Origin of the sequence: Bacteroides xylanisolvens (assembly GCF_018289135.1) — a bacterium.
Taxonomy (GTDB): Bacteria; Bacteroidota; Bacteroidia; order Bacteroidales; family Bacteroidaceae; genus Bacteroides; species Bacteroides xylanisolvens.
Window position 1 is genome coordinate 3680228 of sequence record NZ_CP072216.1, and the last position, 15434, is coordinate 3695661.

15 protein-coding genes are annotated in these 15434 nt (G+C 39.2%); 8 read left to right on the forward strand and 7 right to left on the reverse strand.

The genetic code is table 11. The features are described from left to right. Positions 1-9: 9 nt before the first annotated feature. The 3 genes from INE92_RS15635 to INE92_RS15645 all read left to right on the forward strand — a co-directional run bounded on the left by INE92_RS15635 (position 10) and on the right by INE92_RS15645 (position 2364). On the forward strand, positions 10-621 hold the full coding sequence (locus INE92_RS15635) for a hypothetical protein (protein WP_195436185.1): 612 nt from the start codon (positions 10-12) through the stop codon (positions 619-621). Next, positions 606-1748: a DNA cytosine methyltransferase gene (locus tag INE92_RS15640; RefSeq protein WP_195436183.1), complete on the forward strand. Its 1143-nt coding sequence runs from the start codon at positions 606-608 to the stop codon at positions 1746-1748. Before INE92_RS15635 ends, INE92_RS15640 begins: the two co-directional genes overlap by 16 nt. A gap of 364 nt (positions 1749-2112) precedes the next feature. Continuing rightward, positions 2113-2364: a hypothetical protein gene (locus tag INE92_RS15645; protein ID WP_229096925.1), complete on the forward strand. Its 252-nt coding sequence runs from the start codon at positions 2113-2115 to the stop codon at positions 2362-2364. Positions 2365-2661: 297 nt separating this feature from the next. Here INE92_RS15645 and INE92_RS15650 read toward each other — a convergent pair whose 3' ends face one another. The 6 genes from INE92_RS15650 to INE92_RS15675 form a co-directional block, all read right to left on the reverse strand. After that, on the reverse strand, positions 2662-3051 hold the full coding sequence (locus INE92_RS15650) for a very short patch repair endonuclease (RefSeq protein WP_410518770.1): 390 nt from the start codon (positions 3049-3051) through the stop codon (positions 2662-2664). Between the two features lie 496 nt (positions 3052-3547). Next, positions 3548-4543: a type II toxin-antitoxin system antitoxin SocA domain-containing protein gene (locus INE92_RS15655; RefSeq protein ID WP_195436181.1), complete on the reverse strand. Its 996-nt coding sequence runs from the start codon at positions 4541-4543 to the stop codon at positions 3548-3550. A 5-nt stretch (positions 4544-4548) separates the two neighbouring features. Then, a complete protein-coding gene (locus INE92_RS15660; protein ID WP_195436178.1) occupies positions 4549-4902 on the reverse strand; it encodes a type II toxin-antitoxin system MqsR family toxin in 354 nt (117 codons plus the stop codon). A gap of 249 nt (positions 4903-5151) precedes the next feature. Continuing rightward, positions 5152-5694: a DUF4143 domain-containing protein gene (locus tag INE92_RS15665; RefSeq protein ID WP_229096923.1), complete on the reverse strand. Its 543-nt coding sequence runs from the start codon at positions 5692-5694 to the stop codon at positions 5152-5154. 124 nt (positions 5695-5818) lie between these two features. Beyond that, positions 5819-6526 (reverse strand): TIGR02757 family protein, encoded by a 708-nt coding sequence (locus INE92_RS15670; protein WP_195436175.1) that lies wholly within the window; start codon positions 6524-6526, stop codon positions 5819-5821. A 42-nt stretch (positions 6527-6568) separates the two neighbouring features. Beyond that, positions 6569-7861 carry an MATE family efflux transporter gene (locus INE92_RS15675; protein WP_195436174.1) on the reverse strand — a complete coding sequence of 431 codons (1293 nt, stop codon included), beginning with the start codon at positions 7859-7861 and terminating at the stop codon, positions 6569-6571. Between the two features lie 447 nt (positions 7862-8308). On the opposite strand from INE92_RS15675, the gene INE92_RS15680 reads away from it, so the two are divergent. Further along, positions 8309-9475, forward strand: coding sequence for an amino acid kinase family protein (locus INE92_RS15680; protein WP_195436172.1), 1167 nt, complete (start codon positions 8309-8311; stop codon positions 9473-9475). 60 nt (positions 9476-9535) lie between these two features. Here INE92_RS15680 and INE92_RS15685 read toward each other — a convergent pair whose 3' ends face one another. Beyond that, positions 9536-10876, reverse strand: a complete 1341-nt coding sequence (locus INE92_RS15685; protein WP_195436171.1) for a sigma-54-dependent transcriptional regulator — start codon at positions 10874-10876, stop codon at positions 9536-9538. Positions 10877-11006: 130 nt separating this feature from the next. On the opposite strand from INE92_RS15685, the gene INE92_RS15690 reads away from it, so the two are divergent. The 4 genes from INE92_RS15690 (at position 11007) to INE92_RS15705 (ending at position 15419) form a co-directional block, all read left to right on the forward strand. Next, positions 11007-13532, forward strand: coding sequence for an FAD-dependent oxidoreductase (locus INE92_RS15690; protein WP_195436170.1), 2526 nt, complete (start codon positions 11007-11009; stop codon positions 13530-13532). 31 nt (positions 13533-13563) lie between these two features. Continuing rightward, the gene (locus INE92_RS15695) at positions 13564-13914 is read left to right on the forward strand and encodes a winged helix DNA-binding protein (protein WP_004314299.1); all 351 of its coding nucleotides are present in this window, start codon (positions 13564-13566) and stop codon (positions 13912-13914) included. Between the two features lie 227 nt (positions 13915-14141). Continuing rightward, on the forward strand, positions 14142-14777 hold the full coding sequence (locus tag INE92_RS15700) for a DUF4136 domain-containing protein (protein WP_004314298.1): 636 nt from the start codon (positions 14142-14144) through the stop codon (positions 14775-14777). Positions 14778-14792: 15 nt separating this feature from the next. After that, entirely contained in the window at positions 14793-15419 is a 627-nt protein-coding gene (locus INE92_RS15705; RefSeq protein ID WP_008019936.1) for an outer membrane beta-barrel protein, read from the forward strand. The last annotated feature ends 15 nt before the right edge of the window (positions 15420-15434 follow it).

Genomic DNA, 15434 nt, shown 5'->3' on the forward strand with positions numbered 1-15434 from the left:
AATAAAAAGATGAATATAATAGATTTTAATAAACTCAATAAATCAGACCTGATAAAAGATTGTATTTGCAAAGGAGGTGATGCAAATAATTTATCAAGCGAACCAATCTCAAAAATTCTTCCAGTAGGAAACCAATCAGGAATACGATTTGCAGGTACCTCAGAACAGCCTTCACTTGTAGTTCTTTATTCTACCTTTAGTGATATTGATTGGCCAGATTTAATAAATGGAGATTTAGTAACTTATTATGGAGATAATAAGGAACCAGGAAGAGAAATACATGAAACACTAGGGAATAGATTATTTAGAGGAATTTTTAATAATCTTCATTTGAATAGAAAAAATGAAGTCCCCCCAATCTTCTTATTTTCTAAAGGATCAACAGGCTTTGACCGAATTTTTAAAGGTTTATTAGTACCTGGTAGCACGAACCATTTAGAAACAGAAGATTTAATTGCTATTTGGAAAACCCAAAACAACCAAAGATTTCAAAATTACAAAGCTATATTTACATTATTGCCTGTACAAATAATCACAAGAAAATGGATTAATGATATAGTATCAGGTAATAAAATGTCCCAAAACAGTCCAAAAGAATGGAGAATATGGATAACAAAATAGTAAATACAAACAACCCAATACCAGTGTTGTCATTTTTCACAGGAGGTGGATTCATGGACATGGGATTCATACAAGCAGGATTTAATGTAGTTTGGACAAACGAAATAGAACCTGCTTTTGCTAAATTTTATGAAGAAGGAATTACATCCTGGAAAAAAAAATATAAATTATTATCTAAAGGACAAAAATGTTCCATTTCGAATACCAACTCAATAAAGGATATACCATCTAATACAATTCTTTCACAAGCCTTTGGTAAAGAAATCCCAACATTGTTCGGAATAATAGGCGGACCACCCTGTCAAGATTTTAGCATTAACGGCAATCTTGAGGGGTTTAAAGGAGAAAGAGGCTCGTTGACAGATACTTACTTGTGCAGAATATTAGATCTTAATCCATCCTTTTTTATAATGGAAAATGTAACTGGACTAATGCGAGTAAAGAAAAACGCAAAACATTTTTTAGAATTATTGGAGATCATGTCAGAGGAGTATCTTATTGATTGGGAAACATTAAATAGTTTAGAGTTTGGAGTTCCGCAATCCCGTGAAAGGATTTTTGTTGTAGGATTAAACAGAAAACATTTTGATTTAAGTTCAATAACAGCTAATCTCAATAACAAGTGGTTTCCATTTCACAGTAAACGAAAATACACCAATCCTCATAAACAATATAAATGGCCAGAAGCCATTGCATTTGGTACTAAAAATATTGAAAAACCCCAAAATATTCCCCTTCAGCTTTGTTTAGCATCTTGTCTTGTATCAAAAGATGATGAATTTATTATTCCGAATGCTAACGAATACTTTAATTTGCTTGGAAAAGCAAATCAATTTGCTAAAATAAAGGAAGGAGAAACCAACCGACCTTCATTTAAACGTTTACATCGCTATAAATATAGTCCGACTGCTTGCTACGGGAATAATGAAGTTCATTTACACCCATATCAACATAGACGTTTGTCTGTCAGGGAAGCTCTTCGTATTCAGGGAGTAGATGATTCCTATGTTTTAACTACTCCAAATCTTCTCTCAAAAAAATTTAAAATGATTGGTAATGGTGTTCCAGTTCCATTAGCAAAAGCTGTAGCAGAAACATTGAAAGAGTTTATAGTTAAGCTCATTTGAAAAGCAATTATGGAAACTCTTGTTTTAGGATTCTGGGAGTTGGAACTTTCAAATGATGAAATTATCAGATCTCTAAAAATAGGTTGCTGTCTGTTAGCAAGCTGTTCTTATATAGCCATTCCTAAAAAAGTATTTTATATATTGATTAAGGATATTCCTAAAATAATAAAGTTTAAGGCAACTAATTCATTGCGAGTTAGTTGCCTTTTTTGTATCTTTAAGCATCCCCCCCAAAAACGGTTTGACGGCCAAAACGGGGGTAATTAAAAATAAAAACACATGGTAAAGATACAAAAAAATCTCAGAAATCGAACCTTGTTTATGTTTTACTGTGGACAAAAAAAATGGCTTTCTAATTGCAGTGATGGTTACAGTAGCCAACGTCCATGACAGTAAAGCTGCTTATCTGCTAATGAGAGTATTAAAAGAACTTTGTTCAGGAATAAAAGTTATACTGGCAGACGGAGGATGTAGAGGCGAACTTATTGGAAACATCAAAAACAAATTGGTTATGGAATTCAAGTGGTTATTAGTGCATGCATACAAAGAACAAGGATTCAAACCTATTCATAAAAGATGGATTGTGGAAAAGATCATTCTCGTGGATGGACAATGACAGAAGGCTCTGTCGAAACTATGAATTAACATTCGATTCGGCAGAGAAAATGGTCTAAATTGTAGCTATAAAATTATTATTGAAGAAAATTCAAACAGGCTCTTATTATTCTAAAATATTTAAATTATTACCATCATCTTTTGTTCCTCATATTTATATATAGACAGAAACAGTTTAATATCATCAGCTTTTCGCATTACATATCACTTTCATTTAGTTTTCTCATAATTTACATATTCTTCAGCTACAATAGACAAACATGTTTCCTCAATATTGTAAACCTTAAACGTTTTCTGCTTAAAAACGTTCCAAATAAGAATGATTAATCCAATACTCCACCTCCAAAAGCGTTTTCTCTCGAACCGCAGATTTCAGTTGGCATTCCCACACGGTCATGACTTTCCAACCCATTTTTTTTAAAGCTTCTTTATTATGTTCATCACGCTGCTTGTTCCGTTCTATTTTCTTCCTCCAAAAATCAACATTAGAATGGGGAATATGCCCATCAACTTCATGACCATGCCAAAAACATCCATGAATAAATATCACAATACCATATTTACGCAACACAATATCAGGCGTGCCCGGCAACCCCTTTACGTTTTTACGGTAACGGTAGCCACGAGAATATAAGTAACGACGAACGATCCATTCAGGTTTCGTATCCTTACTTCTGATTTTTGCCATAACGTCGGAACGTTTCTTTTTATCCCAGATATCCATTATATCCCCTTGTTTACAAGTACAAATATAACTATTTTCGTAAACATTCGGAGAGCTCTATCTTGCCAAAATAATTATTTTCTCTTATTTTGTAAATTTCCTATCTTTCTTGGAAAGACTTGCAAAAGCTCCAGAGACAACCTTAGAATTTTTAGAAGTTTTTAGTTTTCCAGTTGTAAAGTAAAATCTCTCCCAATTCCTTACTATAGTCCTCTCATACGCCTCGAAGAAGATAAAGAAGAAACCTTCTAAAAAGGTCCTGCTTATTTGTTCTACTACCTTTACTTTTTAAATTGGGGTAACTTTTTTATATTCGCTCTTTTTCCAACAGCCTGTTGAAAGATTCCTTTCTTTCCTTCGTATATATTACAAACCTAATATCCGTAGGAAAAAATAAAGAAAAACGGTCGGATGCATTTTAACAGAACACAGCTAACCATTTATCAAAATGAAGCATACATTACAACTGTCTCAAATCAAACGCATAACTATAGTCAATCAAGCTATGCTGTTTTTCATTTTGGCGCCATGCTTCCTCTGCATGACTCATTTCTGAAATTTCATTAGCCTTACTCTTCTCAAAATGAGCTAATACACATTGTAAAACCTCTAATTCTTCAACTGTGAATAAAGACTGTTCAAATTGCTCAACAGTTGTAATTATACTTCCAGAATAACCATTTCCCAAATTTATGATTTCCTTTTTTAATCCGTCTAAGTTCTCATATATAGTACTATAACGCACAGGAACAGGCCCATAACTTATAGCTTGGTATTGTAACCCGCTAATACCTTTACCATATTTCTTATAGGAAAGAAAATCAGAATAAAATAATAATTTATTTAGTTTTGTTTCAAAAACTCCTTGTAATGCAGATGCAAAAAAGACAATAATCTGCTTAACCTTCTCGGGAATGACAGAAGCATACCCATTCATACTTGAACGTAAAGACAAATGGTTGTGAAATATAAATTCATTTATTTTATTCTCAAAACAGGAATTATTTAATAACAGTTCCTTTACCCTTTTTTCAATTTTAAGTATCTCATCATTGGGAAACTGATTTTGAGCAAGTTTCAGAATTTCCAAAAAGAAATGAGGATCTTTCAAAGCTGAAATCATTTTTCCATTAGACACACTAGGCATCTCTCCTTCTTCGTATTTTCTATATTGGTTATCGCCAAAACCTAAAAGTTTAGACATTCGAAGTGCAGATATACCATATAATTCACGGACCCTTTTTATTTCATCCGGAAATGGTATTGCATATTTCTGACGATACAAATTATAAACTTGATTCATATTCAGTTGATCAAGTTCAGTTGTAGTAAACTCTTCATTTGTATCCTTACATCTATAAAAATGATATACTATCTCAAAATTGTCTTTTCGAAATTCAAATGATTGCTTTTCATGACACAATACAGCGTCACCACCTGTAAACGGACTTTTCATAACTTCTACTTTTTATTTTTGAAAGGATATTCTATTTTTCTCTCTGCCAAATGAAAGGAGACACAGATTGGAGAATTTGTTCCAGTACCTTTACTTATTTTGATATAGACCTCCTTTTTATCTACGGACTTGCCAAACTCCCAAAGTTCTCCCATATAATTCAATTTATCTTCCGTAGGACCTTTATAATAGTCTTCAACTGTCAAAGACATTATTATCTTTTCACGCATAATTGCCGAAATTTCCAAATCAAGCAAGGCTTGCATATTCTTCTTTCTATCTATGCGAAAGACAATCCCGAAAGCTCTAGCCTTATCTTTAAATTCTCTCAAGAATTTATCGACTGTTTCTATATCCATATCTAAAATATCTTTATGCAAAGATATGAATAATACAGTATAATGCAACAAATATTCAACTTTAAAGTTGAATATTTGTTGCATTAAGGGTTAGAGATTTAAGGAACATTGATATAATAGTACGTTGAGAGTGTCCGAAAAACACCCTGTTACTACTTAACAAGTGGTAAAGTAGTTCTTTGTCTATCAACTTTTAATAATGGATTACCCATTAATTTTGTATCGACTCTTCCGAATATAATCGATTATTTATAAAATTTCATTCAAATTCCAAACCTGAATATGTCGTATTCCCTCTTTAGAGGGGAGCTGTATCTCATCTACAGAAACAACATACTTCTCATCATTATCCTTTATTGATAGTAAAGGTGAATATTCACGTTCTATTGTTTGTTCCGTTTCCAACATATAAGTGGTCTGAAGATATATAACTCTATCGTCCTTCATCGCAACAAAGTCAACTTCTTTATCACGAATAGCACACACATATACAGAATATCCCAACTGACGAAGCTCCAAATATACTGCATTCTCCAGCAAACACCCCACACCATAAGAAAATCCCGGATAGAGAAAATTCTTAAAGGACAAATCATTCTGATAATACTTACAATTACCGGCTACTACATCTTTCCCTTTTATATTATACCGTTCTGTTCTATATGCTAAAAAAGCCTCTTCTATATAACCTAAATAATTAGATAATGTGTCATAACTTACTCTCCGATTTTTAGACTTAAAGAAATTAATCAGATTTTGGACAGAAAATAAGTTTGATGCATTATTAACCAAATAAATAAAAGTATCATCCAGCAGTTTTACATCACGGACAGGTTTGCGTTTTAGATATCACGCAATAAAACAGTATCTTTCACTGAAGCAACATATTGTTTCTGAGATTCTATCAAGCCATGCATTAAATCTCCCCATTCACCCCTAAGCCGAACAAGGCGAAATCGCCCAGGCAAGGGTCATCTGGGAAGACCTCAGCCAATGCTGCCGTTATCTGGCGGGCATTTTTCAAAGAAAATGTTTCCGCATCCGTCAACTTGAAATAATGGGCTACCCGACAGACGTGTGTATCCAAGGGAACAATCAAATCCCTGCGATCAAAACTCTCCCAAATGCCCAAATCGACCGCCGAGTCCCGACGAATCATCCAACGCAAAAACATATTCAGTTTCTTTTGAGGGCTTTTGGCAGAGACTTCAAGAAATGCACATAGCTTTTCCATCGGTATTCCGGGGTATGTCTTCAAGGCTTCTTCCAGACTTTCAAACTGTGTATAAGCAATGTATAATCGCTGAAAATATCCATAGAAATCAGCATGTGACAGCATCCGATAAAAACTACTGGTTGCTCCCGATGGGAAATCTCTCTCCCACTGACGGGACAGTACATACTGATAAGGCGAATCTCCCATTAGCCCGTGCAATTCGTCCACTTTCTTCAAGATCTGTTTGCGATTGCCAAAACTCATAATCGCCGTCAGCAAACCGCTGACTTCGATATCCTGTTTCAGCGTATAACGATGGGGAAACTGCACCGGATCGCTTTGTATAAAGTCTGCGCGATGATACATCTCCGCACACATCAAAAGTTTATTCTTTATATCTTCAGTCATTTCGAGAAAGTATCAAGTATTGAAAGTACAAAAATACATATTCTAGTTGGATTTCCTCTTTAAGTAAATGATAGATTGCATCCCTAATAAAATAACAAACAAATATTCTGCCGTCATATACACAGTCAGAGAAGCATGAAAACATTCACTTAACAGATACAGATAAATCAAATATACAAGAATGGTGATTAACTGGAAGATAAAGGCGAGCTTCGTCTTTCCTGTATCGGTAACAGCATTGATATAAACATATCCGGGCAGTGCAAAAGCATAATTCAACAGCATAACTATAAAAGGATAGAAAGCTAGTCTCACCAGATTATCGTTATTCGTATAAAATCCGATAACCCATTGGTTACCCCAAAGAGTCATAACTATCAATGGAACTCCCACGGCATAACCCAACCTAAGAACTTTATGGCAAACGGGAAAAAGTTCCTTCCCCTGCCCCGCCCCAATTAGATTGCTGACTAATGAACCAGTAGTGGATGCAAAAGAGTTGACAATCACAAAAAAGACGGTAGAAACACTACGAGTAATATTGGAAATAGCAAGCTCTGTCCTTCCCAGATGCTCGATAGCAACGAAGAACAGAAACCAGGGAGCAACGCTGATAAAAGAGTGAAGCATACTCCATACAGATATCCTCAACAACTTTATTAACACTTTCTCATCATAAACGACCTTCAGCCCATATTTCACTTTATCTACCCTCACCCACATATATAATAGGAGTACGATAAAAGCTCCGAACTCTGCCAAAGAAGAAGCCATCGCCGCCCCGGATATACCCAGATTCAGTTTGAATATCAGCAGATAGTTAAAAGGAATATTGATACAGATAGCCATGATAGCTGCCACGGACAATGCTTTGGTCGTTGTTATCCCTACCAGAAAAGACCGGAAAGCTAAAAAAGGAAATGAGAATAACAAACCGAAGCTACGCCAATCCAGATAATGAATCACTGCCTGATAAATTTCATCCGAAGTTATCAACCGGCGCAGGATCAAGGGAGAAGCCAAATGGAGCAATAGGCAAAGAATGACTGCCATCCCCGACAGGAAATATACTCCCTGAAAAAATGTACGTCCCGTCTCTTTATAATGTTGTTCCCCATTTCTCCGGGCAATCATTACCTGCAGCCCGATGCTAAATCCGAAGCCCAGCATATAAACAGCCAAATAGTAGATTCCGGCAAGCGCAGAAGCTCCCAGTTCGACTTCTCCCACATGCCCCAGGAAAATAGCGTCGGTAATATTGATTAATTGTTCCATCAGAATGCTCATCATCACAGGAAAGTTGATGAGCCATATTTGCTTATATGTATAATTCATTGCTCAACTTAAAAATAACACGATACGGCATACCACATCATAGCAGCACACAGTTCCGTAAATTTATAAAAATGGATATAAAACTCTTTGGCAGGAGAGTAGTTGCCTGTCGGATAGCTGAATAGCCCTGTTGGAAATGATGCTATTCGTTGAGCTTAGCTAGATACAGAGTTTCATAAATGGACGAATATTACTGGTTTATCAATCAATTACGCAACAAAGATAAGAAATCTTATTTTCATATCCCAATGTGGTATGGTATTAGCAGATTACTTATAGTAAAGAAATGTATTAAAAACATTGATTGCAACATTAACAGATTGATTTATAAAGATATACCGGATTCGAAAGTAAAAGAATGATGATAAGATATCTTTCTCTTTTGAAAAAAGCATATCATTTTGAAAAGATTGAAAAGAGTAGTAACCAATAAATAACCAGATAACAATGAAAGTTTGTAAATTCGAGAAAATTAAAGATGAGGATGAAATGAAGCAAGTAATCAATTGTATTCAGAAAGAACATCCTTATGTAGCTGTAGTCCCTATATTGGCACAATTACAGGAGTGGTTACAGGCTATTTCCATCAGTTGGTTTCACGAAGAAGATGAAGCTTCTCATGCCACAGTCAATGCCATCGAAGCATATTGCTGTACCCTTGCCAATCATCTCATTACAGATTCGCACTTAAATCAGGAAATTAAGAACCGGATTCTGGAGTGCATAAAGAAAATACATATACTTGTAGAAGACAAAGCAGATTTGCTGATTGATAAAATGATAAAAGCCGAGGTATACGGATTATCCAGCGATTTATTCACTTATTGTTTACGTCAACAGGGGCTTCGTGCCCAAACATTAGATACCGGCAAGCTTATACAGATCAACCTGGAAAGAAAGCCAGATATCCCATATATTCAGGAATCTATCCAACAATACATTGACGAGAACCGAAATGTAGATATTTTTATCGCCCCACTTTCCATTTGCAGGAATGTGTATGGTGAAATAGACTTCATGAGCGAACAACGCAATGATTACTATGCAACAGTGCTTGCCACCCTATTCAAAGCGGACGAAATACTGTTATCCACGCCTATCAACCATATCTACGCAAACCGGAATTGTCTGCGAGAACAACATTCACTAACTTACATAGAAGCCGAACAACTGATTAACAGCGGAGTACACCTGCTCTACGCAGATTGTATCACCCTTGCGGCACGCTCTAATATAGTTATCCGCCTAACCGATACACACGATCTGTCAACAGAACGCCTCTATATATCTTCCCATGACACAGGCAACAGTGTCAAAGCCATCCTCTCACAGGATTCGGCTACCTTTGTACGTTTTACCTCATTGAATGTATTGCCCGGATATTTGTTTATGGGTAAGATATTGGAAGTTATCAACAAATATCAAATCAATGTCATCTCAATGACCTCATCCAATGTATCTATCTCGATGATGCTGACGGGCAGCCGGGACACCCTGCGAATCATTGAAAGGGAACTACACAAATATGCCGAAATGGTTATGGACGAAAATATGTCTGTAATACATATCATCGGCTCACACTATCTGTGCACAGCACAGATAAAAACAAACTAATCAGTTCGCTATCCAAACAATTTCTCGAAAGCCAGTACGTGGCCTGATTAAAATGTATATTCAGATTTTATATTCCTCTATCTTCCGATACAACGTAGTAAGTCCGATTTTCAACAAGCGGGCAGCTTCCGTTTTATTCCCTTTCGTATATTCCAACACACGCGCAATATGCCTGCGCTCCATTGCAGCCAGTTCAAAACTACCTGTACTATCGTCCGAACATTCATAATGAGTGTTCTGGATTTCCAAAGGAAGGTCGCAGATATCCAACCGTCCACCTTCGCAAACAATCAGGCTACGCTCAATCACATTTCTCAATTCACGGATGTTCCCTTTCCACGGCTGTTGTTCCAGCGCTTCCAGAAAAGCGGGAGTCATCTCATTGATGGCATACGAAAGTTTTTCGGAGAAACTTTTGGCAAAAGCAGTTGCAAGAATTCTGATATCACCGGTACGTTCACGAAGCGAAGGAAGATGCACCTGAAAAACCGAAAGACGATAAAACAAGTCTTCACGGAAATGTCCTGCTTTGATCTCCTCCTGCAGGTTGCGGTTGGTAGCAGCAATGATACGCACATTGACTCTTGTCGGCTTGGTATCACCGATCTTTATATATTCTCCTGTTTCAAGGATACGCAGTAACTTTGCCTGCAATTCGAAAGCCATCTCTCCGATTTCATCCAGAAAGATCGTTCCGTTATTAGCTTCTTCAAAAAGTCCTTTCTTATCCTTCAGCGCACCGGTAAACGAGCCAGCCTTATGTCCGAACATCTCGCTTTCGAGCAGTTCTTTACTGAAAGACGAACAGTTGACCGCCACAAAATTCTGTTTGCTCCGTTTACTACTATAATGTATAGCTTGCGCAAAGACTTCCTTTCCTGTTCCTGTTTCCCCCGTCAGTAATACGGGAACATCTGTCACAGACACTTTCTGCGCCAGAGATACAGCCTCTTTCAACACCTTTGACTCACCCAGAATAGAATCGAACGAGTACATCTGCCCGACTTTCTTTTCCAGTTTTTCCAAACGGACATTCATCTTTGCTTTCTCCACGGCACGGCTGATTAAAGGAATAATCTTGTTATTATCATCTCCTTTCGTTATATAATCAAATGCACCGTTTTTAATAGCCTGCACCCCGTCGGGAATATTGCCGTGAGCAGTAAGAAGAATCACCTCTACATTGGGAGCTATTTTCTTGATGTTCAACACCAGATCTACTCCGTTTCCATCAGGAAGAAAAACATCACATAAAGCTACGTCGGGCGATTGAATTTCCAGTTGTTTGATGGCAGTTTTGCAATCACCTGCCTGACACACTTCATAGCCCTCAAGTTCCAGCATACGAGCTAAAAGGCTGCGAATCTGGACTTCATCGTCAATAATAAGAATTTTATTCATACAAATTGTCTACATTAATATAGAAGAATGAAAAACAGGGTGCGCAAATATAGTTTTTTTATCTGAATCCATGAACATTTCTTCGACCCTGTTTGTTATTTCCACAGGAAACTATTTACACTATAAACAGATGAAAATAATTATTATTGGGGGAGTTGCAGGAGGAGCCACCACTGCTGCCCGAATCAGACGAGTAGATGAAACAGCAGAAATTATCCTTTTGGAAAAAGGAAAGTATATATCATACGCCAATTGCGGCCTTCCTTATTATATAGGAGGAGTGATAGAGGAACGGGATAAATTGTTCGTGCAAACGCCCGAAGCCTTCTCTACACGCTTCCGTGTAGATGTACGTACAGAAAACGAAGCGATTTTTATTGACCGGAAAAGAAAGACAGTGACCATCCGGCAAAGCAGTGAAGACACTTATGAGGAGAGCTACGATAAATTAGTCATCTCCACCGGAGCTTCCCCGGTGCGTCCTCCTCTTCCGAGAATCGACCTTAACGGAATCTTCACGTTAAGGAATGTCACCGACACGGATCGGATCAAAGAATATATCAAGAGCCACGCTCCGCGAAAAGCCGTTATCGTAGGAGCCGGATTTATCGGTCTGGAAATGGCGGAAAACTTACATACACAGGGAGCGAAAGTGTCGATTGTGGAAATGGGCAATCAAGTGATGGCTCCTATCGACTTCTCGATGGCATCGCTCGTCCACCAGCACTTGATGGATAAAGGAGTCAATCTTTATCTGGAACAAGCTGTCGCCTCTTTTAGCCGGGAGGGAAAAGGGTTGAAAGTAACGTTCAAAAATGGTCAGTCCATTTCTGCCGATATCGTTATCCTGTCGATCGGAGTACGCCCGGAAACCAGTCTGGCACGAGCTGCCGAACTGACTATCGGCCCCGCAGGAGGTATTGCCGTGAATGATTACCTGCAAACGTCTGATGAATCGATTTATGCCATCGGTGACGCAATCGAGTTCCGCCATCCGATCACTGGAAAACCCTGGCTCAACTATCTTGCCGGACCTGCCAACCGTCAGGGACGCATCGTTGCAGACAACGTTCTCGGGGCAAAAATACCTTACGAAGGTTCTATCGGCACTTCAATCGCAAAAGTTTTCGACATGACCGTTGCTTCAACCGGTTTACCCGGCAAGCGCCTGCGCCAGGAAGAGATAGATTATATGTCATCTACCATCCATCCCGCCTCTCATGCCGGCTACTATCCGGATGCCATGCCGATGAGTATCAAAATCACTTTCGACAAAAAGACGGGAAGATTGTACGGCGGGCAAATCGTCGGTTACGACGGAGTGGACAAACGGATTGACGAACTCGCGCTTGTCATCAAACACGAGGGAACGATCTACGACCTGATGAAAGTGGAACAAGCGTATGCTCCTCCGTTCTCTTCGGCCAAAGATCCGGTAGCACTGGCAGGATATGTAGCGGAAGACATCATTACCGGCAAAACCAATCCGGTATATTGGAGAGAGTTGCGGGACATTGAAATGGAAAATAAGTTCCTCCTGGATGTCCGCACCCCGGACGAATATTCTTTAGGCAGCCTACCGGGTGCCGTGAATATTCCGCTGGATGAGCTTCGTGACCGGCTGGCCGAACTGCCGAAAGATAAAATGATTTATACCTTCTGCGCTGTCGGACTACGGGGCTATCTTGCCTACCGGATATTGACTCAACATGGATTTGACAAGGTGCGTAATCTCTCGGGAGGACTGAAGACTTATCGGGCTGCCACTGCTCCGATTATCATACGCGAAGAAAATGGAAATGAAATAGACGAATCACCCAAACAACAGGGAGGTAGTCCCCAAGTTGGGCAACCTGCGGTTGCTAAGGTTTCGGATACCACGGTTACTGCCACGGCTGCCGTCACCGCCGATGCCCTTGCAAACCCCGCTAAAACAGTTCGGGTAGACGCCTGCGGGTTACAATGTCCCGGCCCGATTTTGAAAATGAAGAAAACAATGGATACACTGGCATCAGGTGAACGGGTGGAAATCACCTCAACCGATCCGGGATTTCCGCGTGACGCTGCCGCATGGTGCAGTTCAACGGGCAATCAACTGATTTCGAAAGACAGCTCCGGAGGAAAATCTGTTGTTGTCATAGAAAAAGGAGAACCAAAATCGTGCAATATTGTTACTTCATGTGAGGGCAAAGGAAAAACCTTTATCATGTTTAGTGATGATTTGGATAAAGCTTTGGCCACTTTTGTACTAGCAAACGGCGCAGCAGCTACGGGACAAAAAGTCACCATCTTCTTTACGTTCTGGGGACTGAACGTCATCAAGAAGTTGCACAAACCAGAAACCGAAAAGGATATTTTCGGAAAAATGTTTGGCATGATGCTGCCTTCCAGCTCCAAAAAGCTGAAACTTTCTAAGATGAGTATGGGCGGAATAGGCGGAAAAATGATGCGGTATATCATGAACAAAAAAGGGATTGATTCACTGGAATCCCTGCGCCAGCAAGCGCTGGAAAACGGTGTGGAATTTATTGCTTGCCAGATGTCAATGGACGTGATGGGAGTCAAACAAGAAGAACTCCTGGACGAGGTGACCATTGGCGGCGTAGCAACGTATATGGAACGGGCGGATAACGCAAACGTTAATCTATTTATTTAAAAAATGAACAAATGAAATATTTAAATAAGGTATGAAAACAATATGTGCAATGCGTGACGTATTCAAAGCAATGGGAAACTTTGAAACAGCATTTGAAAAAATGTACCAGATAACGCTTAATGAAGCAATGATATTGTGTGCCCTTAAAGAGGCTTCGGACAAAGTGACGGCTACCAATCTGTCTAAACAAACCGAACTAAGCCCCTCACACACATCCAAAATGCTGCGGATACTGGAAGAAAAAGGACTAATCGTCCGATCACTCGGAAGTGAAGACCGGAGACAGATGTATTTCCATCTGACTCAATTGGGTAAACAACGGGTAACTGAACTAGAACTTGATAAGGTAGAAATACCAGATCTACTAAAACCTCTGTTTTAATAAACGGATTTTTCAAATAAATATCTGTAAATAATAAACGGTGAGCAAACTCCCTGATAATAGGGCAGAGCGCTCACCGTTTTTCTTTCCGCCGGGCCAAAGAAATATGTTAATTTTCCGGCAAAAGAAATTTCCACGCGAACCTTTTTCCACCTTTCTTGTTGTTTGTATCAAAAGCCCAAGGTACCTGGGCGTGATTTTTATATAACCTAAACATTATAAAAGATATGAAGAAATTAATTCCTATTTTATTGGCGGTCTTTGCACTCGCTTCATGTGAAAAAGACCCGGACATGGGTAAACTGGATGACAATTATCTGGTATACACTAACTACGACAAGAAAGCCGATTTCAAAGTTCCTACATTCTATCTGGCACCACAGATTCTGGTCATCAGTGATAGTAAAGAACCGGAATATCTCGAAGGTGAAGGCGCAGAACAAATTCTGGCAGCTTATACAGACAATATGGAAGCTAGAGGTTACGAAGCAGCAGCTGACCAGGAAAGCGCAGATCTTGGTATCCAGGTAAGCTACATCGCAAGTACTTATTATTTCACCAGCTACACACAACCTGAATGGTGGTGGGGTTATCCCGGATATTGGGGCCCTGGCTACTGGGGTGGCAACTGGGGTGGTGGATGGTACTACCCGTATGCAGTAACTTATAGTTATAGCACCAACTCCTTCCTGACAGAAATGGTGAACTTGAAAGCCGAACAGGGAGACAGTAAAAAACTGCCTGTTGTATGGACAAGTTATCTGACCGGATTTGAAACTGGTTCCAAAGCTATCAACCGTACTCTTGCAGTAGAAGCTGTCAACCAGTCATTTACACAGTCACCTTATCTTACTAACAAATAAACAACTACAACTGTTATGAAAACAAGAAAAAATATATACTTCAAGGTAGTAGCCTTGGCGGCTATTGCCATCGCCTTCGCCATGCCGGCTAAGGCACAGCTATCGGACAATGGATATGCAAATATCGACTGGCAGTTCAACGCTCCGCTAAGTAACAATTTTGCTGATAAAGCAAGCGGTTGGGGTATGAACTTCGAAGGTGGTTATTTCGTGACTCCTAACATCGGTTTGGGTCTTTTCCTCAACTATCACAGCAACCACGAATATGTAGGTCGCGAAACCTTCCAGATGGGCGCCGGTGAAGTGACTACCGATCAGCAACATACCATTTTCCAATTGCCTTTCGGTGCTGCTGCACGTTACCAGTGGAATCGCGGTGGAGCCTTTCAACCATACGTCAGTGCTAAATTAGGTGCTGAATATGCTAAAATCCGCTCTAATTTCAGCATGCTGGAAGCAAGAGAAAACAGTTGGGGATTCTATGCTTCTCCTGAAGTAGGTATCAATGTATTCCCATGGGTTTACGGACCGGGTTTGCACTTTGCTTTGTACTACAGCTATGGTACCAACAAGGCTGACGTACTGCATTACAGTGTAGATGGATTGAGCAACTTCGGCTTCCGCCTGGGTGTATCCTTCTAAGACTGGCTGACAACT

Bases quoted from the DNA above. Each gene is read 5' to 3' on its own strand.
- INE92_RS15670 (WP_195436175.1), bottom strand. From the start codon at position 6,526: ATGACTGAAGATATAAAGAATAAACTTTTGATGTGTGCGGAGATGTAT.
- INE92_RS15635 (WP_195436185.1), top strand. From the start codon at position 10: ATGAATATAATAGATTTTAATAAACTCAATAAATCAGACCTGATAAAA.
- INE92_RS15685 (WP_195436171.1), bottom strand. From the start codon at position 10,876: ATGAATAAAATTCTTATTATTGACGATGAAGTCCAGATTCGCAGCCTT.
- INE92_RS15645 (WP_229096925.1), top strand. From the start codon at position 2,113: ATGGTTACAGTAGCCAACGTCCATGACAGTAAAGCTGCTTATCTGCTA.
- INE92_RS15640 (WP_195436183.1), top strand. From the start codon at position 606: ATGGATAACAAAATAGTAAATACAAACAACCCAATACCAGTGTTGTCA.
- INE92_RS15660 (WP_195436178.1), bottom strand. From the start codon at position 4,902: ATGGATATAGAAACAGTCGATAAATTCTTGAGAGAATTTAAAGATAAG.
- INE92_RS15690 (WP_195436170.1), top strand. From the start codon at position 11,007: ATGAAAATAATTATTATTGGGGGAGTTGCAGGAGGAGCCACCACTGCT.
- INE92_RS15705 (WP_008019936.1), top strand. From the start codon at position 14,793: ATGAAAACAAGAAAAAATATATACTTCAAGGTAGTAGCCTTGGCGGCT.
- INE92_RS15680 (WP_195436172.1), top strand. From the start codon at position 8,309: ATGAAAGTTTGTAAATTCGAGAAAATTAAAGATGAGGATGAAATGAAG.
- INE92_RS15650 (WP_410518770.1), bottom strand. From the start codon at position 3,051: ATGGCAAAAATCAGAAGTAAGGATACGAAACCTGAATGGATCGTTCGT.
- INE92_RS15675 (WP_195436174.1), bottom strand. From the start codon at position 7,861: ATGAATTATACATATAAGCAAATATGGCTCATCAACTTTCCTGTGATG.
- INE92_RS15700 (WP_004314298.1), top strand. From the start codon at position 14,142: ATGAAGAAATTAATTCCTATTTTATTGGCGGTCTTTGCACTCGCTTCA.
- INE92_RS15695 (WP_004314299.1), top strand. From the start codon at position 13,564: ATGAAAACAATATGTGCAATGCGTGACGTATTCAAAGCAATGGGAAAC.
- INE92_RS15655 (WP_195436181.1), bottom strand. From the start codon at position 4,543: ATGAAAAGTCCGTTTACAGGTGGTGACGCTGTATTGTGTCATGAAAAG.